This is a genomic window from Pseudopedobacter saltans DSM 12145 (genome assembly GCF_000190735.1).
Classification (GTDB): Bacteria; Bacteroidota; Bacteroidia; order Sphingobacteriales; family Sphingobacteriaceae; genus Pseudopedobacter; species Pseudopedobacter saltans.
The window spans coordinates 2045687-2071548 of the sequence record NC_015177.1 but is presented as its reverse complement, the minus strand read 5'-3'; the positions used below and the strand labels follow the sequence as shown (position 1 = coordinate 2071548).

Sequence of the window (25862 nt, the reverse complement as noted above, 5' to 3'; positions counted from 1 at the left end):
AAGTTTGTGTTAACAAAATATTAATTATTGGTCTACAGCCATTTCTTCTTTTTGAAGTAAATTATGGTTCCAAAAGATGAAATCAACATTAACAAAATTGCGGTGCCATAGCCATACTTCCAATTTAATTCAGGCATATTCGTAAAGTTCATGCCGTAAATGCTCGCAATTAATGTTGGTGGCATAAATGCAACTGTAGCAACTGTGAAGATCTTAATGATTCTGTTCTGTTCAATATTGATCAAACCCATGAAGGTGTCCTGAAGGAATTCGAGACGTTCGAAGGCAAATTTATTATGTTCTAAAAGGGAGCTGATATCCTTAATCATAATTCTTAACAGATCAATCTTATCATAGGGAAAGGAATTAGATTTAAGCAGGGCAGAGACCATCCTTTGCTTATCTATAATATTTTCCCGCAATAACATGTTGTCATTTTGAAGGGAAGATATTTTCAATAAATCCTGCTCATCTACTTTTTCGTTGGTCGCCTTTAATATTTTGTTAAGCTCAGAAATTTCCTTGGCAATATTTTCTATAAGGTCCGCATCCTGATCGATACAAATTTCGAGTAAAGTACATAATATCTGGTAACCGTTGGTATAAGAGGTCGGGTTGGATTTTATTTTCTTTACCGACTCACTAAAGGTTTTGATATCATCATCTCTGTAGGTAAATAGGATTCCTTTCTCCAAAATCATAGATACCGGGCAATACTCGAAGCCATGCTGTCTGACTGACAAAAAACTAGAATTGATGATGATTTCATTGTCAAGTTCACTGAAACGCGACGAGCTTTCAATTTCCTGCGTTTCTTCTTCAGACGAGTATTTGATGTCGAAATAAGTCTCTATAGTCACTTTTTCCTCAATCGTAGGATTCTGCAGATCTACCCAAATCAGACTTTCAATAGGTATTTCCCTTAAAAGATCTATGTCTGTTTCTTTGGCTAAGCGCGTGTTTTTTTTGTAGTAGATTCTAAGCATAAGTGCAAGATAGAGATTGAAATATCATTTCTTATCTTTGCAAAAATAAATTTTAAATTTTAAGGTGGAAAAATCTTTGGCGTTCGGTGAGAAAAATTACAATTATTACGGCGCTTATCTGAAAGATAAGTTCGATGGTAAGAAGGTTTATAAGGTAATTGTTGATGGTGGATTTACTTGTCCGAATAGGGATGGTTCCAAGGGTTATGGCGGATGTACATACTGTAATGTAGATTCGTTTACTCCTGCATCGAGGACTATGGAGTCTATGAAGGAGCAGATTGAATTCGGTATGGAACGGGCAATGAAGAATTATAAAGCCGAGAAGTTTATTATTTATTTTCAGCCTAATACTAATACTTACGCCCCGGCACACTACCTGAAAACTTTATATGACGAGGCGCTTAATGTAAATCCCGCAGATGTTGTTGGGCTTTCTGTTGGTACCCGTCCGGATTGTCTGGATTTTGAAAAGATAGCTTTGTTGGAAAGTTACACGGATAGATTGGTTGTTGATCTGGAAATGGGAATGGAATCTATTTATAATGAAACTTTATCTCAAATAAACAGAGGTTGTTCGCATGACGAGTTTATTTCGACTATGGATATGCTGGAGAACTCTAAGTTAGATATTTGTGTACATACTATTTTTGGTTTACCAGGAGAAACCAAGGATATGATGCTGCGTTACGCGGATGAGATTAATAGATTTAAACAAATAAAATTTGTTAAATTTCATCACCTGCATATTGTTGAAGGTTCTATCATGGGGGTTAAGTACAAAAAGGATCCATTCAAATTGTTTTCTCTGGAAGAATATACGGATTTTATTTGTGAGCTATTGCCTTTGGTTCGTGAGGATATTGTGATTCAGAGATTGTTTGGTTTGTCTGATCTGGATATGCTGATTGCTCCTAATTGGGGATTGAAAAAATCGCAGATACAAAATTATATGGATTCTGAAATTGAGCGGAGAGGGGTTGTGCAAGGGGCAAGGTATAGGGAGTTTGTGTAGCGTTGTTGTGAGGGGTTAATTTTTCTTGGTATATATTTTTTCTTTTTCTTAAGGATTTCCGTCAGTTTAATTCTTTTTTTGGGGTAGTATTTATGTTGAAGACAGCCGAAGCCCACCTGCCTTAGCTATGTACTTATGTCGGCCGGCAGGGACCTCTGTGTTAAAGACTTCTGTCGTCAATATTCCATTGTTTTACTCTTTTCTTTCCCCTTGCACAAGGCTTTCCGTCTTCATTAGCTTGTCCTGAACTCGCTTCGGGAGCCAGACGGGCCTAGTCCTTTTTGAGCAAAAAAGGACCAAAATGCTTAGGCCGTATAATCTTTGTCGCTCCATCTAAATAAATCTTTAATTGGTGCAATCCGGATATGTGTGAATGTTACTGCTTTATGTCACTTTTTGGAGCACATTGGATTGCTTGGATTTGCTTATTGGTCGTTTGTACACAAATATTTATCTGATTACTCCCGACGTAAAGTCGGGACAGGGACTCCAAATCTTATCATGCCGTGGGCGTTCTTGTGGATTTTTAGTTGGCTGGAGTGTACTGCATTTACTCTGGCCTCGTCATCCTGAGGACAGCCGAAGCCCGCCTGCCTTAGCTCTGTCTTGTATCGGCTGGCAGGGACCTCACAGGTAAAGTGTTGCATTGATATTTTCTTATGCACAAGGCTTTCCGTCTTCAATGGCCAGACAGGCCTAGTCCTTTTTGAGCAAAAAAGGACCAAAATGCTTAGGCCGTATAATCTTTGTCGTTCCATCTGAATAAATCTTTAATTGGTGCAATCCGGATATGTGTGAATGTTACTGCTTTATGTTACTTTTTGCAGCACATTGGATTGCTAGGTTAGTGGTTATTTGCTGTTTGTGCACAAAGATTTATCCGATTCCTCTTCCAAATCTTATAATGCCAGATTCGCACTATCAAAAGAATAATGAATTTGCAGTGTCCATCTAAAAATGGTCATTTCACTTCATGACTCGTTCCAAAGTGCTTAGGCCGTATAATCTTTGTCGCTCCATCTAAATAAATCTTTAATTGGTGCAATCCGGATATGTGTGAATGTTACTGCTTTATGTCACTTTTTGGAGCACATTGGATTGCTTGGATTTGCTTATTGGTCGTTTGTACACAAATATTTATCTGATTACTCCCGACGTAAAGTCGGGACAGGCTATCCAAATCTTAAAATGCCGTGGGCGTTCTTGTGGATTTTTAGTTGGCTGGAGTGTATTGCATTTACTCTGACCTCGTCATCCTGAGGACAGCCGAAGCCCACCTGCCTTAGCTCTGTCTTGTATCGGCTGGCAGGGACCTCACAGGTAAAGTGTTGCATTGATATTTTCTTATGCACAAGGCTTTCCGTCTTCAATGGCCAGACAGGCCTAGTCCTTTTTGAGCAAAAAAGGACCAAAATGCTTAGGCCGTATAATCTTTGTCGTTCCATCTGAATAAATCTTTAATTGGTGCAATCCGGATATGTGTGAATGTTAATGTTTTTATCACTACTGCACCAGTTTATTGGCGCAGGTAGAGCTGGCAAAAGCTTCGGGTTTTGCCTTGAATACAAATCCCATGCTTAAAATGTAACCCATCGCTTCGTGTAAAGCTGCGTTTGATTTGAATTGAGGGCTTGTGTTGATATCGGCATGTACTTCAAGTTCTACATTGTAGGTGTCTAATAAATCACATAGTGCATAAGCTGTTTCTATAGATTTCTGAACTTCTGCCAGCATGCGTTCTTTTATTCCCATTTTCATGGTATATCTGTCCTGGTTGATATACATGAATCCACCTTTGTGCTCGCGTAAAAAAACTATTGCCGTTGCAAAATGAATAGTTGAACCTTTTACCTGTGAGTCTGTGCCTATACAAACTTTGAGTTTGTTACCTTTTTCATTTTCTTTTTTTATAGCCGTTTCTACTTCTGTTGTTATGGGCAGATTGATCTTTTCTCCACTGAATTTTCTCCAACTCATATTGTTGTTGTTTAAGATGAAAAGCTATATAAATGTAAGGTTTTGTAAATCAATAGTTTGTTGTTTTGTTGTTATTTATTTGTTAACATGCGTGTTTTTATTAACATATAGATTATCAGTCGGTTTGCTGTTTTTTTATAAAAAGAAAAATAAGTTTAGGGAATTTGGAATGTGCTGTTATAGTGGTGTGATACAAAGCATGAAAGTTAGTCCGCCTCATGGCCGGCGGCTGGCCTAGAAACTTTTTTCAGAAGGCCTTTATATTTCTGTTTGGCCTTCAAGAATGCTGAAGCATTTTTCCTTCAGCTGAAAAAGTATCCAAAAAAGCCGTGGCGTATAACATTTGTCGCTCCATCTGAATAAATCTTTAATCAGTGTAATCCGGATATGTGCGAATGTCATTGCTTTGTGATGCTTTTTGCAGCACATTGGATTGCTTGGTTGTTGGTTATTTGCTGTTTGCGCACAAAGATTTATCTGATTACTCCCGACGTAAAGTCGGGGCAGGGTCTCCAAATCTTATAATGTCATAGGTGCTCTTGGGGATGGTTCTGTGAATTAATCTTCGTTGTCTCATCTCTATGCTGTCATCCTGAGCGTAGTTGAAGCCCGCCTGCTTTAGCTCTGTTTTGTATCGGCCGGCAGGGATCTCTGTGTTAATGACTTCTGCTGTCAATATTTCATTGTTTTACCTTTTTCTTTTCTATTGCTCAAGGCTTTCCGTCTTCATTAGCTTGTCCCGAACTCGTTTCGGGATCCAGACGGGCCTGGTTCTTTTTTTAGAAAGTATTTTATGTTTTTATTTTGCCCTCAAGAATGCTCCGCATTTTTAGTAAAAAAGGACAAATCCCGTTTTTTAGGATAATTCTTTTAGTTGTTTCTGAACAAAGGAATGCTGCTTATGCAAAGCATGAAAGTTAGTCCGCCTCATGGCCGGCGGCTGGCCTAGAAACTTTTTTCAGAAGGCCTTTATATTTCTGTTTGGCCTTCAAGAATGCTGAAGCATTTTTCCTCCAGCTGAAAAAGTATCCAAAAAAGCCGTGGCGTATAACATTTGTCGCTCCATCTGGATAAATCTTTAATTAGTGCAATCCGGATATGTGTGAATGTTATTGCTTTATGTTACTCTCTACTGCACATTGGATTGCTTGGATTTGCTTGTTTACTGTTTGTGCACAAAGATTTATCTGATTACGGCTTCCAAATCTTATAATGCCATAAATCGTTCTTGGTATGGTTCTGTGAATTAATCTTCGTTGTCTCATCTTCACGCTGTCATCCTGAGCGCAGTCAAAGCCCGCCTGCCTTAGCTCTGTCTTGTATCGGCCGGCAGGGACCTCACAGGTAAAGTGTTGCATTGATATTTTCTTATGCACAAGGCTTTCCGTCTTCAATAGCCAGACAGGCTTAGATACTTTTTCCTTCAGCTGAAAAAGTATCCAAAAAAGCCGTGGCGTATAACATTTGTCGCTCCATCTGGATAAATCTTTAATTAGTGCAATCCGGATATGTGTGAATGTTATTGCTTTATGTTACTCTCTACTGCACATTGGATTGCTTGGATTTGCTTATTTACTGTTTGTGCACAAAGATTTATCTGATTACTCCCGACGTAAAGTCGGGACAGGGTCTCCAAATCTTATAATGTCATAGGTGCTCTTGGGGATGGTTCTGTGAATTAATCTTCGTTGTCTCATCTCTATGCTGTCATCCTGAGCGTAGTTGAAGCCCGCCTGCTTTAGCTCTGTCTTGTATCGGCCGGCAGGGATCTCTGTGTTAATGACTTCTGCTGTCAATATTTCATTGTTTTACCTTTTTCTTTTCTATTGCTCAAGGCTTTCCGTCTTCATTAGCTTGTCCCGAACTCGCTTCGGTAGAGTATACGTGGTTTTCTCGAAAGTAGCCCCTCATCCGCCCTTTGGGCACCTTCTCCCTCATGGAGAAGGCCAAAAAATGAAGGGACAGAAGTGATAAAATGGTAGCTTCTCTATGTTTCCGATGCTTTTTGTTCGAATGCAAAGTAAAGTCGGGACAGGGTCTCCAAATCTTATAATGCCATAAAGCATTCTTGGTACGGTTCTATGAATTAATCTTTGTTGTCTCATCTCCATGCTGTCATGCCAATAATGATCTTTTTCATAAATTTGATATTAGGGAAATGAAATGAGAAGCTCATCAATTTAACTCAACTCCTTGATAATGGGTTATTAACCCTAATTTCTATTTGAGTTCTTGATGAAAGGGAGGCAAAAGTCTGAATCAACGTATGAGTTATTAACTCGGAGCGCTTGTCTTAGTGTACTTTTGCTTCCTTTCTCATTCTAAATTTAACAATAACAAATCTAAAGGAGCGGAGTCGAAAGATCTCTGTGTTAATGACTTCTGTTGTCAATATTTCATTGTTTTACTCTTTTCTTTCCCCTTGCACAAGGCTTTCCGTCTTTGTAGCTTGTCCGAGTTCGTTTCGTATTTGCATGAAGTTAAGCCATGGTTTAATTTTAATAAAAAAGCGATTTAAAAAATAGGAATATTGTGAAAACTGATTAATTTCACATGTACTAAACCGATGTTATAATTGATTTTTAAACGACAAGGAATTGATGTAAGAAGACACTTTACATTATTTATAGTTTTTATTTTTTGTAGTCTGGGAGTGCTGGCCCAGAATATATCTAATGAAGGTACAGACTTTTGGGTTTGCTTTCCTTCGCATGTTCCGTCTCTTACTAACACTAAGCCTCCGGAAGTCAGATTAGCCAATATTTCGGTATTTGTCACTTCAAAAAGTAACTCTTCGGGAACGGTAACCTGTGGAGCCTTTTCGAAAAGATTTGTTGTATCTGCCAATGAGGTTATAGAAATTATTCTACCGCGGGATCAGGCATATATAGAGAATGAAGTGACTTACAGCGAGAATAAGGGAATCAATATAAAAGTTGATGCAGGTCGACCGAAAGTGGTAGCTTATGCACATATATTTGCGGGAGCACGCTCTGCCGCTAGTTTAATATTGCCTACAGAAGCTTTGGGACAGAAATATTATGCCATATCTTATACTCAAAATAGAGGTAAGCAGGCCATTGGAGAAAAGGATAGTGTGAATTTATATTCTCAGTTCAATGTTGTTGCCGTTGAAGACGATACAAGGATTTTGATTACTCCTGTTCTTAATAAGGTTAAGCAAAAATCTGAGGTAATAACGCTCAACAGGAAAGGTGATGTATATTCTTATCAAAATAGTAAAGATATTACCGGGTCTGTCATTGAGGTAGATCCAAGTAATCCATGTAAAAAAATCGCGGTTTTTTCTGGTAGCAGTGCGCTCAGCATTACAAATGCTAGTTGCAATCCAGATAAAAATAATTCGGCTGATCCATTGTTTCAGCAATTATATCCAATAGACAGCTGGGGTAAAACCTTTGCCTTGGTACCGTTTTATAATCGGTTAACAGGAAGTATTTACAGAGCGTTGGCCAGTGAGGATAATACTGAAATTGAGTATAATGGAAATAAAACTATTATATCCAAAGCAGGTGACTATATGCAGATGGATGCAACATATGATGTGGGGATAGTAAAGAGCAATAAACCCATTATGGTTGCTCAATATGCACTTACCCAGTATTGTGCCGATTTAAGAAATCAAATCGGAAGTTCTACCGATGTTATTCCCAGTGATCCCGATATGGTTATTTTGAATCCCTTAGAATATAGTATTGATCAGATCACACTGTATTCTTCTACGAAAGAAGCGATCCGGGAACAGTATATCAATGTAACTATCCCGAGTGAAAAGGTTGGTTCTTTTAAATTGAATAATGTAGGGATGCCCGGCTCTTTTACACCTATTCCGGGGTATGGTTCTTACTCTTATGCGCAAATTGCTTTGCAGAAAGGGGAGACTAATTTTAGCTTATCAGCTGATACCGGATTTACGGCTATTGCTTATGGCTTTGGGAACGTGGAATCGTATGCATATTCTGCCGGAACTAGTCTGGCCGCAACAAAGATTGTTAATGCATTAAAAGTGGGAACGGATGTTGTGACCCGGGAAGGGTGTGTCAATAATGCTTATGATTTTAAGTTGATATTGCCTTATCAGGCTCAGTCTATTTCATGGTTATTAGGTCCATCTGATCCTGAAGTTGTGGTATCGGCACCTATTGCTAAAAACATAACTATAAACGGTAAAGTTTTGTACGAATACAAGCTGTCTGCAGGGAAGACTTTTGGCTCGTCGGGAGTGAAGTCGATACTGGTGAAAGCTTTACCTCCACCTTCTGCAAATGTTTGCCAATTAAATGAAGCGGAAACAATCAATTTTGATTTTGAGGTTATTGACCTGCCTGTTGCAAGCTTCAAGGCTCCGGAAGCTAGTTGTATTGGAAAAGAGGTTAGTTTCAATTATCAGGAGCAGTATATTGGCCGAACTGTAAATTCGTGGCTATGGGATTTTGGAGATGGGACAACATCTACAGAAGTTAATCCAAAACATGTTTATATAAAAGCAGGCCAATTTTCTGTGAGCTTAATACTGGGTAGTACAGCAGGTTGTATTTCTGATGCTTATGTGCAAGTAGTCAATATATATGAGCAAAAAGAACCATTATGGCAAACGGCTGCAGTTCTCTGTTTAAATGAGGGCGTCCAGTTTGAAGATAAGACCATTTATTCGAGTCAGGATAAAGTTACCTGGTTATGGGATTTTGGCGATCAGCAAAGCAGTACGCAACAACATCCTGTCCATCAATATGCAAAAGGAGGAAATTATGAGGTGACGCTTTTGGTTACCAATCAATATGGTTGCAGCAACTCATTCAGAAAGACTATTTTTATAAATGAACCTGCTTCTCTTTCTTTTGAAAATGAGCGTTCCTGTACCTCGGATATTGTCACTTTTTCTGCTAAAGCGCTAAGCGGGCAGGTAAGTTCATGGGAGTGGGATTTTGGCGATTCCAGCAATGACCTTTCGCAGAAGTTTAAAATGGTAGCGCAACATCAATATGCACATCCTGGCACTTATCAGGTTGTTTTGAAAGCATTATCCAGGGAAGGCTGTTTATCTGTTGTGAAAAAGGATGTAATTATCAGCGGAGACAATCCCTTACCTAAATTTAAAATTGCTATGTCTGCTATTTGTGGTGATAATCAATTAATTGTCACCAATCAATCTACTAACCTGGAGGGTATTATAAGCAAATTGGAGTGGTTCTTCGATTACGGGGGAAATCTTTCTTTCACCCTTATTGATGCCAATCCTCAAGCAGATAAAGTTTATGAATTTAAGTATCCCTCTTTGCCTCAGGATAAGGAATATCAGGTAGTTCTCCGGGCTTATTCTGGTGTAAACTGTTATCGGGAAACCACACCTGTAAAGATTAAAGTGTATGGTGAGCCGGCATTGTCATTTAAGCTTGATAAACAAATCTGTGTAAATGCTGAGCCTTTTAAGCTGGCTGCGGAAAACAAGACTACAGCGATTACCGGCCAGGAAAAAATTGCAGGGGATGGCGTTGCTGCGGGAGTTTTTGATCCTGAAAAAGCGGGAGTTGGACGCCATGAGCTTGTCTATACTTTTCTAAGCGCATCCGGTTGTACAGATACCTTAAAGCGCTATATAGAAGTGGTGGCAAAGCCGGAGCTTGTCGAGGAAAAGACTTTTGATATTCTTCTTGGCGGTGAAAAGCAGCTTGATTTGAAGCTGAATCCGGGAGGGAATGTGAGCTATCAATGGTATCCGTCGGCGGGATTGAGTGCGGACAATATTCTTAATCCAATAGTTAGTCCTGAAATGAGTACCAGATATATCCTGACGCTGTCTAATGAGGCAGGTTGTGTGAACAGCTATGAGGTGCAGGTGAATGTGCATCTTGATCCGGATATTCCAAATGCATTTAGTCCAAACGGAGACGGGATTAATGATAAATGGAATATTAAATATCTGGAAACTTTTGTGAATGCCGATATCCGCATATTTAACAGGTATGGGCAGGAAGTGTTTTATTCGAAACGTTATACTGATGCCTGGGATGGAAAAATGAAGGGGCAGGATTTACCTGTTGGTGTGTACTATTATATTATTGAACCTCATAATGGGCGGGCTAAATATAGTGGCTCTTTAACTTTGCTGCGATGAGATGGTTTGCTTTTTTATTTGTGGTAGTTATTATTTCTACCGGAGCATTGGCTCAACAGAAGCCTCAGTACACTCAGTATATGCAAAATATGCAGGTCATTAATCCTGCTTTAAGCGGTATTTACCATGGCATTTATGTAAAGGCAGCTTCCAGAAATCAGTGGCTAGGTTTAGAAAGTGCGCCTAAAACCAATTATATTACTGTTTCGGCTCCTTTGAATATCGATAAGGATATACTAACGGCGGGTTCCGCGGATTTTGGGATAGAGGATGTAGGTACTAAAGACGAAAGGGACAGCTATTATGCCTCTGAAAATCATCATGGTATTGGGATGATGGTATTGGATGACCGGACGGGGAGCCTGTCACGAGCATCTGCTAATTTGACCTATGCTTATCATATTGCTCTGGGTGATATGGCAAATTTATCTTTGGGTGTGGGTGCCGGTATAGGTCGTATTTCTTTGAATGTCCAGGAGTTAAGGTTTGAAGATGGCTTTGAACCGCTTATTGCTCAGGGTAATTCCATCAGATGGTCGCCGGATGTTAATGCTGGTGTTTATTTGTATGGTGCTAATTTTTTTGCCGGGGTCTCTATGCAGCAGATAATGAAACAGAAGGTGTCTTTTGCTCAGGATTATCAGAGTGAAGAGGTACCTCATTATTTTTTTACTGCTGGTTATCGCTTCTGGCTGGGACAGGACTTTTCTTTTATGCCTTCGGTTATGCTGAAGTATGTTGAACCTTTGCCTTCTTCTATAGATCTTAACCTCAAAGTCGCTTTTAGAAACAATGTATGGTTGGGCGGATCGTATCGGAAGAAGGATGCTTTCTCGGCTATTTTTGGGTTTACTGTAAGTAAGGTATTCGACGTGGGATATGCGTACGATTTTACTCAGTCGGAATTACGAACGGTTTCGAATGGTACGCATGAGCTGGTGCTGGGGGTGAAGTGGTGAGGGGGTGAAGTTCCCTTAAAGTTTATTTTTCGGCTACACCAATTACTATATATCGATTAGATTTTGGGATTAAAAAATCACAGATGGAATCAATTTTACCTAAGAATATCCTTTGCTTTTCGTTTCTTCCAAAAGTACCTAAAAAACCTACTGTTTTGTAATTAAGAGTTTTATATTCTGAAAAAAGCTTTACAATATCCTTTAATTTAGAATAATTCCATTCTTTATACCATCTAATAAAAAATTTTCTAGAGTATTTATGCAATAGAGAAGCTTGGGTGTTTTCTGCAAATAACAATTTCCCACCAGGCTTTAAGGCTTTATAAATTTGGCTGATTACGATTTGGTCTGCGTCTTTTATTTTACAAGAACCAATACCTCCCAAAACAGATTTAAACACTATTATATCAAAGTAATTATCATAAGGAATTTCAAGGGCACTTAGTGGTTGATAAGTGATTTTTCTCTCGGAGTTATACTTGCTATGTAATTTTTTGGCTTTTTGGAGAATGTGAGGCTGATCAAAATAACTATAATCCGTACAGATAACTTTGTTGCCATTTAAAGCAAGCCATAAAGATAAACCACCTCGCTCGGCACCAATTTCTAAGCAATTATAATTTTTATCTTTAATATCCGTTTTTTGACTCCAATAATCAATAGATTTAGACCAGTTGGTGATATCCCAACCAATAATGTCTTTTATTAATTCTGTTCTCATATTCAAACAATAATTATTTTTATTAATTAATTTATCAAGATAATGTTTTTATTAATCGTTAAAAAATTAGATTAAGAGATTGTAAAGCAAGGTTTACAAAAAACAACCTATAGAGATGTTAAATGTCAAAATGATACAATAACTTGTGAAGTTAGTTCGCAGTTATTATTGGCTGTTTTAAATTAAGCGGTTAACCACACAAATACCCTCAGGTAGGAACTCGGAGGGGCTATTTTGATTTAGTAGGGATTATTCTCATGTCAAAATCCATTACCGTGTGTCTGGCCTACTAAATAACGCGTTAAAAAAGGAAAGTGCTTTAAGCTTTCTACTGCAACTTCAGACATCAAATGATGACCAAAAAGTCGCTGAATAAATCTTCCCTTACTTAAGCGAAAAGCAAATTGTTGATGCCACTCCATCCGGTAAGCCTGCTCCAAGTTATTTCTGATTTTTTCATCAAAACCATCATTACAATGCCTGATAATGGTATGGGCTAAGATCTTTGCTGCATGAAATGCCATGGCCATGCCATTACCACATAGAGGAGCTATCATTCCGGCAGTATCACCACACATTAAAATGTGATTTTCTATTAAAGGTTTCCTTTCAAAAGCAATTTCATTGATAGTTTCCGGTTTGTCCCAAATAAATTCGGACTGCTCAAAAATCTTTTTTAAAAAGGGGTTCTTCATCAATACCTTTTTCTCCATTTCGGCTATAGCGCCGTGTTTTTTTAAATGCTTGTTTTCTAAGAGATAGCAGAGGCAATAAAGATCATCTTCAATTTTATTAAGCCCACAATAACCTCCTTCAAAATTATCCAGACGTATGGTATCTGCAGGGAAATCTGTGCGAATATGATATTTTACCGCCATATAGGGGCTTCTTTTATAAAAGAACTGGCGGTTTAGTTTCTGATCTAAATTAGATCGTTTTCCATAGGCTGCTATTACAATATCGGCATGATAGCCATTATTTGCCGAATATATATCGAACTGTTCTGTTGTAAAACTAATGTCGTTTATTTTTTCTCCAGTGATAAATTGAACACCTTCTGCCAGGGCAATTTGGTATAATGAATGATCTAGCGCATACCTGCTCACTCCAAAGCCACCCATGGTCAATGGAGCCTCTAACAGATTGCCGGAAGGGCTGCTAATCATCAATGTATGGATAGCAGATGCATTTAAGTCTCCCGGATACAAACCCAGATCAGCTAAAAAGGCTAAAGTCTCATTGCTCACATATTCTCCACAAACTTTATGAAAAGGGTAGTTTTTCCTTTCGGCCAAACTCACCATAAAACCCGCCCTGCTTAGCAGGATAGCATTGCTAAGACCGGCCAGTCCGCCGCCTATGATAAATATACTTGGCTTCTTTTTCATTTATAGATAATTACCTGCCATCGGAATGCCCACATCCATTTGATGCGGTAACTTTTAATACCTGCTTTTTGCAGAAGCGCAATTAATTCTTTTTTCTTGAAGCCACGTAACACTGAAATTTTACTGTCATGCTGTACCATTAGGGATTTGGAGAATAATTGTGTTAAGAGGGCAATAGAATAATAGGCCAGCCAATGCCGATGTAAATCATTAATTACAACGGCCTTCTTTGCAGAAAATACCATTCTCTTGATTAAATTTATCCATTCATCATCATCAAAATGATGGGTAAAGAGACTGCTAATGATGACGTCAAACTCGTCGGGTTTAAATTCTTCTGTTAAAACATTGGCTTGCCTGAAATGAAGATTAGTAATCCTTTGATGTGTGCGTTTAGCAAAAGTAATAGCAGCAGGTGTAGCATCTATACCCATAAAGCTAAGCTGAAGGGTTTTTGTAGAAAAATAGACGTTCAATGCTTTTAAACTATCTCCTCCTCCGCAGCCCCAATCGCATATACAGTCGCCATTGTGCAGTTTAATCATATTAAAAGCATTGTAAAAGACAGAAAAACCACCCAATAGTTTATTGATGATTTCTAGTTCTTGCAAAACGGGATCTATCTCTTGCGATGCTAAAGCAAAATTATCCATGATTTCTTTTTGCTTGCTTCTTCTTCTAAAATCAGGCATAGGCTAATAGCATACTTTCGACGGTTAAGCCCGGGCCAAAAGCAAAGCTGAGTATTTGCTCAGCCCGTCGCTTTGTTTTTAATTTTTTTCCCAGTGCATCTAAAACAAAAAGAATAGTAACGGAAGACATATTTCCGTAATCGTGAAGCACCTGATAAGCGTGTGCATTTTGTTCACTATTTAAAGAAAAAGCTTCATCGCAAACTTCTAATATTTTTCTTCCTCCAGGGTGGATAGCAAATTGTCCAATATCTTCCAAAGCAATATTTGCCTTTTTTAACAAGCGGTCTGTAACGCCTTTTATTCCGTCCTTTATATGGTCAGCTATTTTGTTGCTGAGTTGCATTTGGTATCCGAAATTGCCAATGCGCCAAGCCATTTCTTTTTTTGCGCCAGTAATTACCTCGGTATAAAAAGATTTAATGTGGTAAAGTTTATGATCAGTTGTGCCTTCATGCTGTATCAATACAGCGGCTGCGCCATCTGCGAATAAAGAATTGGCCAGCCAGTTATCTAAGGTATTTTCTCTTTGGAAATGTATGGTGCATAATTCCACATCAACAATTAAAACCTTTGCATGATGTTGCGCCCTGCAAATATAATCAGCCACTTTGAGGGCATTAAAAGCGCCGTAACAACCCATAAAATTGATGCAGGTACGTTCAACTGCGGGATTGAGATGTAGGCTTTCGACAAGCTCAATATCTAAACCTGGAGCATACATACCTGTACAGCTTACCGTAATTAAATGAGTGATGGCAATAGGATCGAAATTAATTGGCTTTAAACAATTTTCAATGGCTTCCAAACTTAGTGGTAAGGCTGCTTGTTCATAACATGTACTTCTTAATGAAGTTGTTGGAAATGGCTCCAATCTATCGTTGTTACCAAAGAAAGTATAATTTCCTCTATTTTTTCCGAAGTCTTCGATTACCGAGTGCCGATAAGCAATACCTGATACCTGATACAGCTTTTCCAGTCGGCGGGAATTAATGACATCCAATTTATGTGCTTCTTTCATAAATTCGAGGATACGATTTTGTGCAAATTGATAGGGAGGGGTACTGATACCTATGGCAGAAATAATGCTACTCATCTTCGAATTGTTTTCGTAAATTAGATTTATACACAGGCCTATGATTTCGGGAAATTTAAAGTCGATCTTATTACACTTACGTCTTCCGTTTTCATTGTTTCTCTTACCTGTCTTTCTGTTTGCACTGTCCCAATCTCCATTGGTTAACAATTATAAAGCTATACTGGTTTTCTTAATTCTCCATTTATTCATATATCCTGCAAGTAATGCCTATAATAGTTATTTTGATAAAGATGAAGCGAGTATTGCCCTCTTAAAAAATCCGCCGAAAGTAAATAAATCACTTTTTATTACCTCGAATATATTGGAGTGGGGTGGCGTATTGCTATCTTTATTAGTTAGCCTGGAATTTGCATTCGCTATGATTATTTACAATTCTTTTTCTAAAGCTTACAGTCATCCTAAAATCAGGATTAAAAAACATCCTGTTTTAAGTTTTTTAGTGATTTTTATTTTTCAAGGCTTTTTTATTTTCTATGCCTGCTACAATGGCATCTCTTCTTATACTTATCAATTAAATATGGATGTGATCGTGGCAGGTATGATTTGTTCCTGTCTGATAGGGGCTTCTTATCCGCTTACACAGATTTACCAGCATGAAGAGGATAACAGAAGAGGAGATATTACCCTAAGTATTCTTTTAGGAATTAAAGGTTCTTTTATTTTTTCTGCGCTGGTATTTATAACCGGTTTTGTATTGCTGTATAATTATTGGTTAATGCACAGTCAATTGTTTAAGTTTTATGTATTTATCTTATTTGCACTCCCCATGTTATTTTATTTTAGCTGGTGGTTTTACCAATGCATTAAAGATGAAAAGCAAGCTTCATACAAAAATACGATGCGCATGACTTTGTTAAGCGCCAGTCTAATGCTGTTCTACTTTGGATGGCTTTGGCTGTTTGCATAATTAATACTAAAGACGACAGTTAATTGCAAAGGGAAAGAGCTGTTGATATTGTTTCTTAATTAAGGGAATTCTGGCTTGAGTTTCTTTAAAACGCTTTTTCGCTAATGATATTAATTTTCCATTGTTATATCGAGAACCTGCAAATTTCTGTTCATAACGTATTTTCTTGGAATTCCAGTAGGAATTTCTGTGTTTGCAATTTCTTCGGGACTTAAGTTTTCAAGGAACATCATTAATGCTCTTAAACTATTTCCATGTGCCACAATCAATACGGTTTTACCCTCCATTAATTTCGGCGCAATGGTCTTATGGAAATAAGGAAGCACCCTCTGGGCAGTGTTTTTAAGGCTCTCGCCACCTGGTGGGGCAACATCATAAGAACGTCTCCAGATCATCACCTGATCTGAGCCATATTTTAAAGCAGTATCGGATTTGTTTAATCCTTCGAGATCTCCATAAGATCTTTCATTTAACCTTTTATCTATAATTACAGGGATGTTTTCTATTCCACACTCTTTTAAAATAATTTCCAGTGTATGTTGTGCTCTTTTAAGTGTAGAGGTAAAAGCAATATCTATTTTCTCATTTTTTAAGAGTTTTCCGGCATGTAAAGCTTCCTCTTCTCCCTTTTTTGTAATATCAATATCTTGCCAACCTGTAAATCGGTTCTCTAAGTTCCATAAAGATTGCCCATGTCTAAGCAGAATAAGGACACTATATTTTTTATCCACGGCATTTAAAATGGTCATCTTGTGTTAAAGTGAAGGTGTGAACTGTGCTAATTCATAATTTCTGTTTTTTTGTTATTAATACTATTGTCCAATGAGTTGGTTTTTGCCTTCATATTTTAAAATAAATAAGCAATATATACATCGCGAAAAATTGTTCTGCATCCATTGCCAGTATCCAAAAATCAGGTGTTCTTTAAGTATGTTTAAGCGGTAAATGATCAAAAAAGGGCGTTGTTTTTGTTTCTACACATTTTGCAGCATATAAATATAATGCTGCACTCCAGGTTTGCCAGTCCTGTCCTTGGGGTAAACCACTTTGACTTTTTATCCATTCATTAAAGCCATATTCCAACTCTCTATTGACTGCTTTTTTTACCAGATGTGTGAGGTTCAAAAGTTTTTTTTCAGCCAAATCAAATTCTTTAGCGCTAACCAGGGCTGCGATGTATAATCCACAAATAAATGGCCAAATACCGCCATTGTGATAATCACCGGGTAGGTTAAATTCTTCATATCTGGGATGCCAATCGGGGTCTTTAGGGTGAATGAAGGGGAAAAAATTAGGAGGAAGATCTGCTCCTAGTAAACCTTCGTTCATCATATCTTTACAGGAGTTCTCTATCCATGAAATGATACGTTTTGCTTTTTTGGGAGAGGCTATTCCAGATATAATTGCCAAACTATTACCTAACAGATCAAAACGGTTACTGTTGTATAATTTATATACCCATAAAGCATAATGCTCCCCAGATACTGTCAGCTGTTTATTAATATCGTTAGCGAGTTGATTTGCCTTTTTATGCAACCCTAATAATTGGAGTCCACTATAATACAATGTGTTTACATATAGGCCATAACCTAAAACCCATTGCTCGTCCCGCCAATCACTGGTTGGCTGTTGCGCGGCCATCATGTGGTCAGTTGGATTTTGATGTGCCATCCAACTTAAAGCTTTAGTGGTTGCTTCTTGCAAAAAATCGTAATAACCTGTAATCTTTCTGTAAATGCCTGTGGCCATTAAGAAAAGTGGTGTTGTATCACTAGCACCTACATTTTTTGGATCATTAATGATGGAAGGAATATGTCCATGTTTGGTTTGATTAAGAGCCAAAACTTCTAATACCCTTTTTATGCTATGATGCAGTTGCTCGTTCTGGGTTACAGCAATACCCAGTATAGAAAATAATAGGTCCCGGGTATATGGTTCCGGATATCCCCAACCGGCTGTGCGGGGAAGATCATCATATGGTCCTTTGCTATTATATAACAATACTTTTTCTGCCGCAATTTTTGCTGACTCAATAGCCTCAGATTGTTCTTTTGTTAGCATTTTTCTTTTATTAGCTAATACCTAATTTGGTTTGGATTATTTCTACAAAGCGTTTCGCTACTACGCGATAGTCGAAATTCTCTTCTACTCTTTTTCGGCCGGCTATCCCCATATTAGTACGGAGTGTACTATTTTTCATGAGAGAAAGTAGGCTGTCAGCGATAGATATTACGTCGGCCCGATAATCTACCGTTCTTGGAATTTCAAATTGTATGGTATGATTGTCGTCATAACCAGACTCTTTTCCTAATGTAACTTCATTAATTACTATTTTTCTTGCTATGCTGGATAAAAAGGCTGTTTCTCCATGAATTAGCGTATCCAACATACCCATGGCATTGATGCCTATTACAGGCTTAGAACATGCTCCGGCCTCCACTTGAGGCATTCCAAAGCCCTCTAAGCGAGACGGTGCTGCATAAATATCACAAGCTCCAATCAGGTAGGGCATAAAGTCTCGGGAAACAGTATTGGTAGCATAAATTACTTTTTTATCTATTCCCAAAATCTTCGCGAGATCCTGATCGCTTTGATTTTGTGAGATGGTTCTTGGTTGTGGCCATACTTTGCAAACATATTTCCATGGCGGTACCTCTCTGTCTATCAAAGCAAGCGCCTGCATGACTTCGTTTGATCCCTTTGATGCAGCATCACCACCAACGGTCAGGATCATGAGTTCTTCTGGAGAAATACCTAATCCTTCTCTGATAGCAAGTATCTTAGGATCATCTGTTAAATATGGAATGAAAGAGTCTGTATCACAGCCTACAGGTAGTACTTCGATATTATTTCCGCAAATTCCATCTCTGACGTACATTTCTTTTACCCAGTTGGATGTAACCAGTATGAGTGGTAACTGATTAAGTATGTCTTGATAATTGGCAACATAGCCATCCGCAACCAGCCATGGAACGGGTTGAACACCAAAACGTTGAGGATGGGTTATGATGGAAGGTGTATACCCCCAATAACCAACACCTACTACAACATCTGGTTTAAACCAGTTGTAGTACCATTCTTTCTCCTGATCGGATTGCCAATGCGCAGCATGAGCATCTACACCAATGGATCTTAATCCCTGATAGAGGAGGCTGCCCTGCGTGGAAAGCCCACCGGGAGATGGGGGATAATCATACAATACAAGTACCTTCATTCTAGAACTCCTCCTTTTTCTAACCATTGAACTGCTTCTTCCGGATCTTTAAATGACCAAAAAGCCTCTGTGCTGGGCGTAGTACAGGCTTCCCATCCTTCTTTTGGATAACCGTAAATCTTGTTTATTATCTCATATTTAATATCATAAATAGGGAGGGTTAATTGAATTCGTATAGGCGCTTTTTTATTGGCTCGGGGATAAAATTTTTTTTCTCCGTCATAATAGGCAAATGTCCAAAGTTCCTTGCTTCTTATTTGGTGTGTTTTCCACATGTTAATCACCGCTTCACTCACTTCAATATGTCTGCGGTGATAAGTATATTCTCCGGAAGGATTGTGAGTGATTACCAGATCATACACTTTTGCCGGTAATAAATTGAGTATGGTATTCTGAATTTCATATGGTGTGAGTGGAGTTTGCTGTACTCCATCATCCAGACATCCCATTGCTCCTTTTGCTCGAAGGGTTTTTAGAGCCAGCTTAAATTTTGGCGCCCGATCGGCATCGTCGCCGCGGCAGAGGCTTAATACAAACACTTGCCAATCGTAGTGGTTAAGAATCGTTCCACCAGCCCATAATGTCTCATCGTCTGGATGTGCTACGATAACAGCTATGTTTTTCAGCTTGTCAGCTTTAGGTCTTTCAGCAGAATTAACTTCTTTTTTCATAGCTCATACTTTATTGTTTTTAATATGTGGGATACTGCTTTCTCGCTCTAATTCTGACTTTTTCAGTGTTTTTTTTCTATTCGCTCCTAACTATCGTTTTTCTCTGGTCGCGTTTGAAAAATTGTAATAGAAATGAATTACAGTTAAACACCAGCGAATGTGATTGAGTAAGATGAATGGGTTGGGGCAAAAGCTCTTAATAAAATGTTTCCTGTATCATTTTAAATGATACAGGAAAATGTATCACTAATTATTTAGTAGAAACTATATCAGTTTCTCTTAAATTTATTTGAATGAGAGCTATCCTCATCAGATTTAAGTTATTCTTCGAGAATTTTTTTGTTTTCCTGAAATTCCTCTTTATTGATTTGACCTGCGGCGAATCTTTTTTTTAGAATATCAAGCGGTGTATCTTTCTTGGTTCTTTGTCCGGGAATATCGTAAGGGGTGACGAAAATCCAAAAGAGTAAAATTAGCCAAACGAACCACCAAATGAGATTCATTCCAAAAAAATAATAATTATCGTAGAACATGATTTAATGGTTTAAATGTGAACGTAAAAACCAAGCCATTTTTTCGTGGGTTTCCATAATACCGGTAATAAAATCACTGGTCCCAAAATCATGGCAATTATTTGCGAAATCCTTGATGTGTTCGCGAAGAATAATAATCAGGCTTTCATGATCTGCTAAAAGCTCTTTGATAAATCCTTGGCTGTCATTTTTGTCTCGGGTATTTTCGGTAAGATGGGTTAAATCTAAATAAGATTTCAATGTTGCAGGCGCATAATGACCAATGGAACGAATACGTTCTGCTATACGATCTATAATTTCATCCAGTTGCCCAAATTGTGCCTCGAAAAAGCGATGTTTCTCATAAAAGTCTACGCCTTCAATATTCCAGTGAGCATTTTTTGTTTTGATGTAGAGTACTGTTTCGTCAGCTAATACTTTTGCCAATTCGGTGGCAACAGTTTGCCTGTCTGTGTCGTTTATTCCTATTGCTGCTTTCATCTTTTGTTTATTTTTTTATGATAAATGCTTTGGTTGGGAATGTTATTTACGGGAATTTCTTGAGTTTCTAAAGCAATCAAATCTAAAGTAGATAATGTTTGATGCTTCATTTTGTTTTAATAGAAATAGGAATATTGATGTTTTTTACGATAATTGTGAAGCTACGTTATATAAGTGTAAACTAGATAAATATCGGTTTAAAAAGCTCTATTGTTCTGTTAATTGTTTTACAGGATGAAGGTTATGCAAATTTCGTGTACCTTATCTGAAAAATGATAGATATGGTTCTATTATATTTATTATGTCCATGCGAGAATCAACAAGTCCAAACATTTTAGGGAAACCAGAAGATATTGCTGGAGCAATTCTGTATTTTGCTTCTATTTCGAAATGAGTAAGTGGACAAACTATTTTTGTAAATAGCGGAGGGAAACAGGGGGCGAGAGTGATTTCTATTTATGGCTTATTTCTGTTCAAGGGCTTTTGCTGGTTTTGAATTTTAATTGGCTACAATGAAAAGATTATTTCCAAAGGGCGTCCTAAAGCTATTGTTAGGAAATTTTTAATATTACACTTTGTCATTCCGACGATAGGAGAAATCTCCTCATAAAGTATGATAGAGATTTCTCCAGTTTGCCAAAATATTTTTAGGCAGTTTCTTGGTTTTGTGCTAGATGAAAAGCTCCTATTGATTATTGTTGAATTATTTGCTTTTTAATCATATCCTCTACTACTATATTACTAAATTCTAAAGCTAATTTTTGAGCACTGGAGGGATCAAAAGAGCGAGTTTGTGCAGAATACTCAAGTTTGTCTTCTGCCAAATAATAAAAATTTCCTTCCAGCATATAATTAGTTGACACAGTGTAATAGCCCGGAGTGTAGATTCTGGCGTACATGGTTTGATAATATCCCCAAAACCGGTTATAGTAAGTGTATGGGGTATAGTTTATCATGCTAGGCGTGTAATTGAATTCTTTTTCTTTATCAAGCAAAACTATAGTAAAGACCCCGTCGTAACCTTTGTTTTTAATTTTATTAGCCACATCTTTTTCTTCCATCTTATTAAATGCCGCGGGGCCATATTCAGCATAAGCTGAACCCGCATTGATACCATGTGATTGAAGATTGGTTACCATTGCGTTTTCTACACTTTCCCTTATTTCCCGGTCCTTAGCCCCCATTAAGCCAATAACCAGAATTCTGTTGTATTTATTCAAAGTACTTTCTGGAGCTTTCCAGGAAGAAACCAGCCGCGTACTATTACATGATGAATAGATCATGAATAATACCAATGCGCTTAAACCAAATATTTTTTTCATAGCAGTTGTTTTTATAAGTCTTAACAACTTAAAAATCATTTAGTTGTTTCTTGTTTTAGAAATAAATTAGTTCGTTAGTAAGTAGAAGTAGTAAGTAGTAAGTAGTAAGTCCGGGGTAGGGGGACCGAGGTTGGAAGTTTGTTGGTCCATAGACGATTGTCCATAGTGCATAGTGGTGGGAGTTTGGAGTTTCCCGAAGGGATATCCAAGTGGATTTCCAAATGGATTCCTTCGGAGCCTTTGGCACTGAGTAGTCATTAATGAATAGGGGGCTGAAAGTAGAGAGGTGACTGCCCATAGACGATTGTCCGTAGTTGATAGTGAGTAGAAAGTTTAAAAGTGGAAAGTATAAAGTCGGGGGACGGAGTTAATGTTGAATGCTTAATAGGGGATTTTGAAAGGTGAGGAGTGAATGGCTGGCATTTTTTCTTAAGTTTCCTGAATAGATATTCTAGTAGATGCCCCCAGTAACTTCGACACATTAATCTTTTATCTTTATCCTTTTGTTCTTTAGTCATTGTTTTTATTAAGGGTGTGTAGATGAACGCGGAGAACCCTACACTGCGGTTGGGATGACACGAGTGGGGAAGTTCATTATCAAGTAGTAAGTAGTATCCTCCCGAAGTTTCCTTTGGGAGGATAAGGTTTTTAGCAATTAAATAAGTTGTTAACCCTTATAGTTCTTTTCGCAACCTGGCTACGGGTATACCAAGTTGTTCTCTGTATTTGGCGACTGTTCTACGGGCTATATTGTAGCCTTTTTCCTTTAAAATTTCTGTTAGTTTTTCGTCTGCCAGGGGTTTTTTCTTGTTCTCCTGACCGATACATTCCTCAAGAATTTTCTTAACTTCTTTATTCGAAACCTCTTCTCCCGTTTCGGTTTGTATAGCTTCGGAGAAAAAGGATTTTAAAAGATAAGTGCCAAATTCAGTCTGTACATATTTGGAGTTTGCAACACGGGAAACAGTGGAAATATCCATGCCGATCTTATCTGCAATATCCTTAAGTATCATTGGTTTTAAATAACGCTCGTCTCCATCATTTAGAAAATACTCGTATTGGTATTGCATAATAGCGTTCATGGTTTTTAACAAAGTTTGTTGTCTTTGTTTTATGGCATCGATAAACCATTTTGCAGAGTCAAGCTTCTGTTTTACAAAATGAACTGCTTCTTTAAGTTTTTTATCTTTTTCTGAAGACTTTTCATAATGCTCCAGCATTTCCTGATACGATCTGCTTACTCTTAATTCCGGTGCATTTTTGGAGTTTAGAGTAAGGGTAAGTGTATTATCCGTTTTAGTAATATGAAAATCGGGAATGATTTGCAGCTGTTTGATATTGGAAATACCAGAATCGCCCGGTTTTGGGTTAAGCTTTAATATTTCGTTTATGGAATCCTTAAGTTCTTCAGGACTTAAACCCAGCATTTTTTCCAGCTTATCGTAATGTTTTTTTGTAAACTCTTCTAAGTGGTTTTCTATAATGTTGACTGCATTTTTGACGATAGGGTTGGAGGCGTCTTTTTTTCTAAGCTGTATCAGTAAACACTCCTGAAGATCTCTTGCGCCAATACCGGGCGGATCAAATGTCTGAATAACTTTCAGCATTTCTTCTGCTTCTTCGTCTTCGGCAATAACATTCTGCGAAAAGGCCAGGTCATCTACCAATGATGCTATAGATCTCCTAAGGTATCCATCGTCGTCCAGACTGCCTATGATTTGCTGGGCAATCATATAGGATTTATCATCCAAAGGAATTAAGTCCAATTGTGCTTGCAGATTTTCGAAAAAGGTATTGCTTACGGCAATTGGTAATTCCTTTCTGTCTTCGTCATCATCATTATCATACCTGTTCCCGTAATCATTTAAATTATCTTCCTGTAGGTAATCTTCGATATTGAAATCATCGAGATCGTCTCCACCTTCATCGGAGTTGTATTCATCATCCGGATCACGGTCTGGATAATCTTCTGGAGCTTCATTCATATCTGCCAGACTGATGTCTTCAAGCGCAGGATTTTCTTCTAACTCTTCTTTGATTCTAGTATCTAGCGCAACGGTTGGTACTTGCAGCAGTTTTATAAATTGAATTTGCTGCGGGGAAAGCTTCTGTAAAAGTTTTTGTTGAAGATTCTGTTTTAGCATAAATAAGACTTATCAATCATCACAAAGTTAATATAAAATGCGTTATATATTCACCGGTTTTTATTAGCTAAAGCGAAAAAAGCGTACTTTGTTTTATTAATTTTTTTATTTTTAAAACTTTATTTCATTTTTTTGATTTTATAACCAAATTAGTATAACACTAAGAAATTTGAAAATATGGGCTTTGTAAAAGAATTTAAAGAATTCGCAATGCGTGGCAGCGTGGTAGATTTGGCTGTCGGTGTAGTTATTGGAGGCGCTTTTGGGAAGATTGTTACTTCTTTAGTTGACGACGTTATTATGCCTCCGATAGGATATATTACAGGCGGAGTGGACTTTTCGGATATCAAATACGTATTAAAAGCTGCTGATGAGGTTGCAAAAACACCTGAAGTAGCTATTAATTTTGGTAACTTCATTAATGTAGTTATTCAATTTTTAATCGTAGCTTTCTGTATCTTTTGTGTCGTTAAAGGTCTGAATTCTTTGAAAAGAAAAGAGGAGCCGGCTCCGGAAGTTGCACCTGCGCCTACTAAAGAAGAAACTTTGCTTACTGAAATCAGAGATATTCTTAAAAACAAATAATTAATCAGCATACAGAAATCTTCCTTTGGTACATGTGGAAAATTTCTGTATTTTTTTGTTGTATGACTTTGAATTTATCAAAAACAAGGTTATATTTGCGCTCTTAATTTTTTAGAGCGAATTTATTATTATATATAAATAATCATGAAAAGAACATTCCAGCCTTCTCAAAGAAAAAGAAGAAATAAGCACGGTTTCAGAGAAAGAATGGCTACTGCAAATGGTAGAAGAGTACTAGCATCAAGAAGAGCTAAAGGCAGAAAAAGATTAACAGTATCAGACGAGCGTCGTCATAAAGCATAATTTTATTGCTTTTCCAGTTCTTTAGAGTTGGAAATCCGATAGCAACTATTTAGTCGGATATGGCAATAGAAAACAAGACTTTTAAGAAAGAAGAACGGTTGTGCAGTAAAAAGCTTATCGCTTTTTTATATGACAATGGTTCTTCTTTTTTATTTTATCCTTATAGAGTTGTCTGGAAAGAAAATACCATTTCGGAACAACAATTTCCTGCTCAGGTACTTATAAGTGCTCCCAAAAAAAGATTTAAGCATAGCGTTGACCGAAATCTGATTAAAAGAAGGATTAAGGAAGCTTATAGAAATAACAAACAAGATCTTTTGTATTCATTTTTAACAGGTAACGATAAGTATATCCTGTTGGCTATTAATTATGTTGGTAAAGAGATTTTGGACTACAAAATAATGGAAGAGAAAATGCGTGGAGTATTAAAGATGCTTCAAAAGCAAATAATGGGATGATTTCGATTTTGAAAAAAATATTATCTGGTTTCTTTCTTTTTCTGATAAAACTCTATCAGTATTTGCTATCTCCTTTGTTAGGCGCTTCCTGCCGGTATACGCCAACCTGTTCTCAATATGGAATAGAGGCTATTAAAAAATATGGCCCCTTTAAAGGATTCTGGTTGACGGTGAAGAGGATTGCCAGATGTCATCCCTGGGGAGGGCATGGGCATGATCCGGTCCCTTAGTTAGTTAGTTAGTTAGTTAGTTAGTTCCCCAAAGGATTCTTT

General features: G+C 37.6%; 22 protein-coding genes. 8 read left to right on the top strand and 14 right to left on the bottom strand.

The genetic code is table 11. From position 1 onward, the window contains the following. Positions 1–32: 32 nt before the first annotated feature. Positions 33–986: a magnesium/cobalt transporter CorA gene (gene corA, locus PEDSA_RS08905; RefSeq protein WP_013632828.1), complete on the bottom strand. Its 954-nt coding sequence runs from the start codon at positions 984–986 to the stop codon at positions 33–35. 64 nt (positions 987–1050) lie between these two features. On the opposite strand from corA, the gene PEDSA_RS08900 reads away from it, so the two are divergent. Beyond that, entirely contained in the window at positions 1051–2001 is a 951-nt protein-coding gene (locus tag PEDSA_RS08900; RefSeq protein ID WP_013632827.1) for a TIGR01212 family radical SAM protein, read from the top strand. A 1503-nt stretch (positions 2002–3504) separates the two neighbouring features. On the opposite strand, the gene PEDSA_RS08895 is transcribed toward PEDSA_RS08900, so the two are convergent. Beyond that, positions 3505–3978, bottom strand: coding sequence for a ribonuclease H-like YkuK family protein (locus PEDSA_RS08895; RefSeq protein ID WP_013632826.1), 474 nt, complete (start codon positions 3976–3978; stop codon positions 3505–3507). Between the two features lie 2575 nt (positions 3979–6553). Here PEDSA_RS08895 and PEDSA_RS20505 point away from each other — a divergent pair. Continuing rightward, complete coding sequence (locus tag PEDSA_RS20505) at positions 6554–10114, top strand: PKD domain-containing protein (RefSeq protein WP_013632825.1); 3561 nt, start codon at positions 6554–6556, stop codon at positions 10112–10114. Next, positions 10111–11073 carry a PorP/SprF family type IX secretion system membrane protein gene (locus PEDSA_RS08880; protein WP_013632824.1) on the top strand — a complete coding sequence of 321 codons (963 nt, stop codon included), beginning with the start codon at positions 10111–10113 and terminating at the stop codon, positions 11071–11073. Before PEDSA_RS20505 ends, PEDSA_RS08880 begins: the two co-directional genes overlap by 4 nt. Before the next feature lie 22 nt (positions 11074–11095). On the opposite strand, the gene PEDSA_RS08875 is transcribed toward PEDSA_RS08880, so the two are convergent. From PEDSA_RS08875 to PEDSA_RS08860, 4 genes are all read right to left on the bottom strand, one after another. After that, positions 11096–11794 carry a class I SAM-dependent methyltransferase gene (locus PEDSA_RS08875; RefSeq protein ID WP_013632823.1) on the bottom strand — a complete coding sequence of 233 codons (699 nt, stop codon included), beginning with the start codon at positions 11792–11794 and terminating at the stop codon, positions 11096–11098. Positions 11795–12054: 260 nt separating this feature from the next. Continuing rightward, on the bottom strand, positions 12055–13182 hold the full coding sequence (locus PEDSA_RS08870) for an NAD(P)/FAD-dependent oxidoreductase (protein ID WP_013632822.1): 1128 nt from the start codon (positions 13180–13182) through the stop codon (positions 12055–12057). After that, positions 13179–13835 (bottom strand): methyltransferase domain-containing protein, encoded by a 657-nt coding sequence (locus tag PEDSA_RS08865; RefSeq protein WP_245546865.1) that lies wholly within the window; start codon positions 13833–13835, stop codon positions 13179–13181. Before PEDSA_RS08865 ends, PEDSA_RS08870 begins: the two co-directional genes overlap by 4 nt. 31 nt (positions 13836–13866) lie before the next feature. Then, positions 13867–14970, bottom strand: coding sequence for a type III polyketide synthase (locus PEDSA_RS08860; protein WP_013632820.1), 1104 nt, complete (start codon positions 14968–14970; stop codon positions 13867–13869). A gap of 40 nt (positions 14971–15010) precedes the next feature. On the opposite strand from PEDSA_RS08860, the gene PEDSA_RS08855 reads away from it, so the two are divergent. After that, positions 15011–15880, top strand: a complete 870-nt coding sequence (locus PEDSA_RS08855; RefSeq protein ID WP_013632819.1) for a UbiA family prenyltransferase — start codon at positions 15011–15013, stop codon at positions 15878–15880. A 110-nt stretch (positions 15881–15990) separates the two neighbouring features. Here the strand turns inward: PEDSA_RS08855 and PEDSA_RS08850 are convergent, their stop codons facing one another. From PEDSA_RS08850 to rpoN, 8 genes are all read right to left on the bottom strand, one after another. Continuing rightward, entirely contained in the window at positions 15991–16629 is a 639-nt protein-coding gene (locus PEDSA_RS08850; protein WP_013632818.1) for a 2,3-bisphosphoglycerate-dependent phosphoglycerate mutase, read from the bottom strand. A gap of 175 nt (positions 16630–16804) precedes the next feature. Beyond that, the gene (locus tag PEDSA_RS08845; RefSeq protein ID WP_013632817.1) at positions 16805–17941 is read right to left on the bottom strand and encodes a glycoside hydrolase 100 family protein; all 1137 of its coding nucleotides are present in this window, start codon (positions 17939–17941) and stop codon (positions 16805–16807) included. Between the two features lie 10 nt (positions 17942–17951). Next, positions 17952–19094, bottom strand: coding sequence for a glycosyltransferase family 4 protein (locus PEDSA_RS08840; RefSeq protein ID WP_013632816.1), 1143 nt, complete (start codon positions 19092–19094; stop codon positions 17952–17954). Continuing rightward, on the bottom strand, positions 19091–19765 hold the full coding sequence (locus PEDSA_RS08835) for a PIG-L deacetylase family protein (RefSeq protein ID WP_013632815.1): 675 nt from the start codon (positions 19763–19765) through the stop codon (positions 19091–19093). The genes PEDSA_RS08840 and PEDSA_RS08835 overlap by 4 nt, the downstream gene beginning before the upstream one ends. A 320-nt stretch (positions 19766–20085) precedes the next feature. After that, a complete protein-coding gene (locus PEDSA_RS08830) occupies positions 20086–20298 on the bottom strand; it encodes an SHOCT domain-containing protein (RefSeq protein ID WP_013632814.1) in 213 nt (70 codons plus the stop codon). A gap of 3 nt (positions 20299–20301) precedes the next feature. Then, positions 20302–20778 (bottom strand): Dps family protein, encoded by a 477-nt coding sequence (locus PEDSA_RS08825; protein ID WP_013632813.1) that lies wholly within the window; start codon positions 20776–20778, stop codon positions 20302–20304. Between the two features lie 692 nt (positions 20779–21470). Beyond that, complete coding sequence (locus PEDSA_RS08820) at positions 21471–22100, bottom strand: hypothetical protein (RefSeq protein WP_148233520.1); 630 nt, start codon at positions 22098–22100, stop codon at positions 21471–21473. Between the two features lie 674 nt (positions 22101–22774). Beyond that, complete coding sequence (gene rpoN / locus PEDSA_RS08815; RefSeq protein WP_013632810.1) at positions 22775–24244, bottom strand: RNA polymerase factor sigma-54; 1470 nt, start codon at positions 24242–24244, stop codon at positions 22775–22777. Positions 24245–24421: 177 nt separating this feature from the next. On the opposite strand from rpoN, the gene mscL reads away from it, so the two are divergent. The 4 genes from mscL (at position 24422) to yidD (ending at position 25820) form a co-directional block, all read left to right on the top strand. After that, positions 24422–24829, top strand: a complete 408-nt coding sequence (gene mscL / locus PEDSA_RS08810) for a large-conductance mechanosensitive channel protein MscL (RefSeq protein ID WP_013632809.1) — start codon at positions 24422–24424, stop codon at positions 24827–24829. Positions 24830–24973: 144 nt separating this feature from the next. Next, positions 24974–25132 carry a 50S ribosomal protein L34 gene (gene rpmH, locus PEDSA_RS08805; protein ID WP_013632808.1) on the top strand — a complete coding sequence of 53 codons (159 nt, stop codon included), beginning with the start codon at positions 24974–24976 and terminating at the stop codon, positions 25130–25132. A gap of 59 nt (positions 25133–25191) precedes the next feature. Next, complete coding sequence (locus PEDSA_RS08800) at positions 25192–25590, top strand: ribonuclease P protein component (RefSeq protein ID WP_013632807.1); 399 nt, start codon at positions 25192–25194, stop codon at positions 25588–25590. Then, positions 25587–25820 carry a membrane protein insertion efficiency factor YidD gene (gene yidD, locus PEDSA_RS08795; protein ID WP_013632806.1) on the top strand — a complete coding sequence of 78 codons (234 nt, stop codon included), beginning with the start codon at positions 25587–25589 and terminating at the stop codon, positions 25818–25820. Before PEDSA_RS08800 ends, yidD begins: the two co-directional genes overlap by 4 nt. The last annotated feature ends 42 nt before the right edge of the window (positions 25821–25862 follow it).

What these genes read in the sequence shown, in the direction of transcription:
- PEDSA_RS08880 (WP_013632824.1), top strand. Translation starts at nt 10,111, where the DNA reads ATGAGATGGTTTGCTTTTTTATTTGTGGTAGTTATTATTTCTACCGGA.
- yidD (WP_013632806.1), top strand. Translation starts at nt 25,587, where the DNA reads ATGATTTCGATTTTGAAAAAAATATTATCTGGTTTCTTTCTTTTTCTG.
- PEDSA_RS08855 (WP_013632819.1), top strand. Translation starts at nt 15,011, where the DNA reads ATGATTTCGGGAAATTTAAAGTCGATCTTATTACACTTACGTCTTCCG.
- PEDSA_RS08835 (WP_013632815.1), bottom strand. Translation starts at nt 19,765, where the DNA reads ATGAAAAAAGAAGTTAATTCTGCTGAAAGACCTAAAGCTGACAAGCTG.
- rpmH (WP_013632808.1), top strand. Translation starts at nt 24,974, where the DNA reads ATGAAAAGAACATTCCAGCCTTCTCAAAGAAAAAGAAGAAATAAGCAC.
- PEDSA_RS08860 (WP_013632820.1), bottom strand. Translation starts at nt 14,970, where the DNA reads ATGAGTAGCATTATTTCTGCCATAGGTATCAGTACCCCTCCCTATCAA.
- PEDSA_RS08865 (WP_245546865.1), bottom strand. Translation starts at nt 13,835, where the DNA reads ATGGATAATTTTGCTTTAGCATCGCAAGAGATAGATCCCGTTTTGCAA.
- PEDSA_RS08825 (WP_013632813.1), bottom strand. Translation starts at nt 20,778, where the DNA reads ATGAAAGCAGCAATAGGAATAAACGACACAGACAGGCAAACTGTTGCC.
- PEDSA_RS08800 (WP_013632807.1), top strand. Translation starts at nt 25,192, where the DNA reads ATGGCAATAGAAAACAAGACTTTTAAGAAAGAAGAACGGTTGTGCAGT.
- PEDSA_RS08840 (WP_013632816.1), bottom strand. Translation starts at nt 19,094, where the DNA reads ATGAAGGTACTTGTATTGTATGATTATCCCCCATCTCCCGGTGGGCTT.
- PEDSA_RS08850 (WP_013632818.1), bottom strand. Translation starts at nt 16,629, where the DNA reads ATGACCATTTTAAATGCCGTGGATAAAAAATATAGTGTCCTTATTCTG.
- PEDSA_RS08870 (WP_013632822.1), bottom strand. Translation starts at nt 13,182, where the DNA reads ATGAAAAAGAAGCCAAGTATATTTATCATAGGCGGCGGACTGGCCGGT.
- PEDSA_RS08845 (WP_013632817.1), bottom strand. Translation starts at nt 17,941, where the DNA reads ATGCTAACAAAAGAACAATCTGAGGCTATTGAGTCAGCAAAAATTGCG.
- PEDSA_RS08830 (WP_013632814.1), bottom strand. Translation starts at nt 20,298, where the DNA reads ATGTTCTACGATAATTATTATTTTTTTGGAATGAATCTCATTTGGTGG.
- mscL (WP_013632809.1), top strand. Translation starts at nt 24,422, where the DNA reads ATGGGCTTTGTAAAAGAATTTAAAGAATTCGCAATGCGTGGCAGCGTG.
- PEDSA_RS08895 (WP_013632826.1), bottom strand. Translation starts at nt 3,978, where the DNA reads ATGAGTTGGAGAAAATTCAGTGGAGAAAAGATCAATCTGCCCATAACA.
- PEDSA_RS08875 (WP_013632823.1), bottom strand. Translation starts at nt 11,794, where the DNA reads ATGAGAACAGAATTAATAAAAGACATTATTGGTTGGGATATCACCAAC.
- rpoN (WP_013632810.1), bottom strand. Translation starts at nt 24,244, where the DNA reads ATGCTAAAACAGAATCTTCAACAAAAACTTTTACAGAAGCTTTCCCCG.
- corA (WP_013632828.1), bottom strand. Translation starts at nt 986, where the DNA reads ATGCTTAGAATCTACTACAAAAAAAACACGCGCTTAGCCAAAGAAACA.
- PEDSA_RS08820 (WP_148233520.1), bottom strand. Translation starts at nt 22,100, where the DNA reads ATGAAAAAAATATTTGGTTTAAGCGCATTGGTATTATTCATGATCTAT.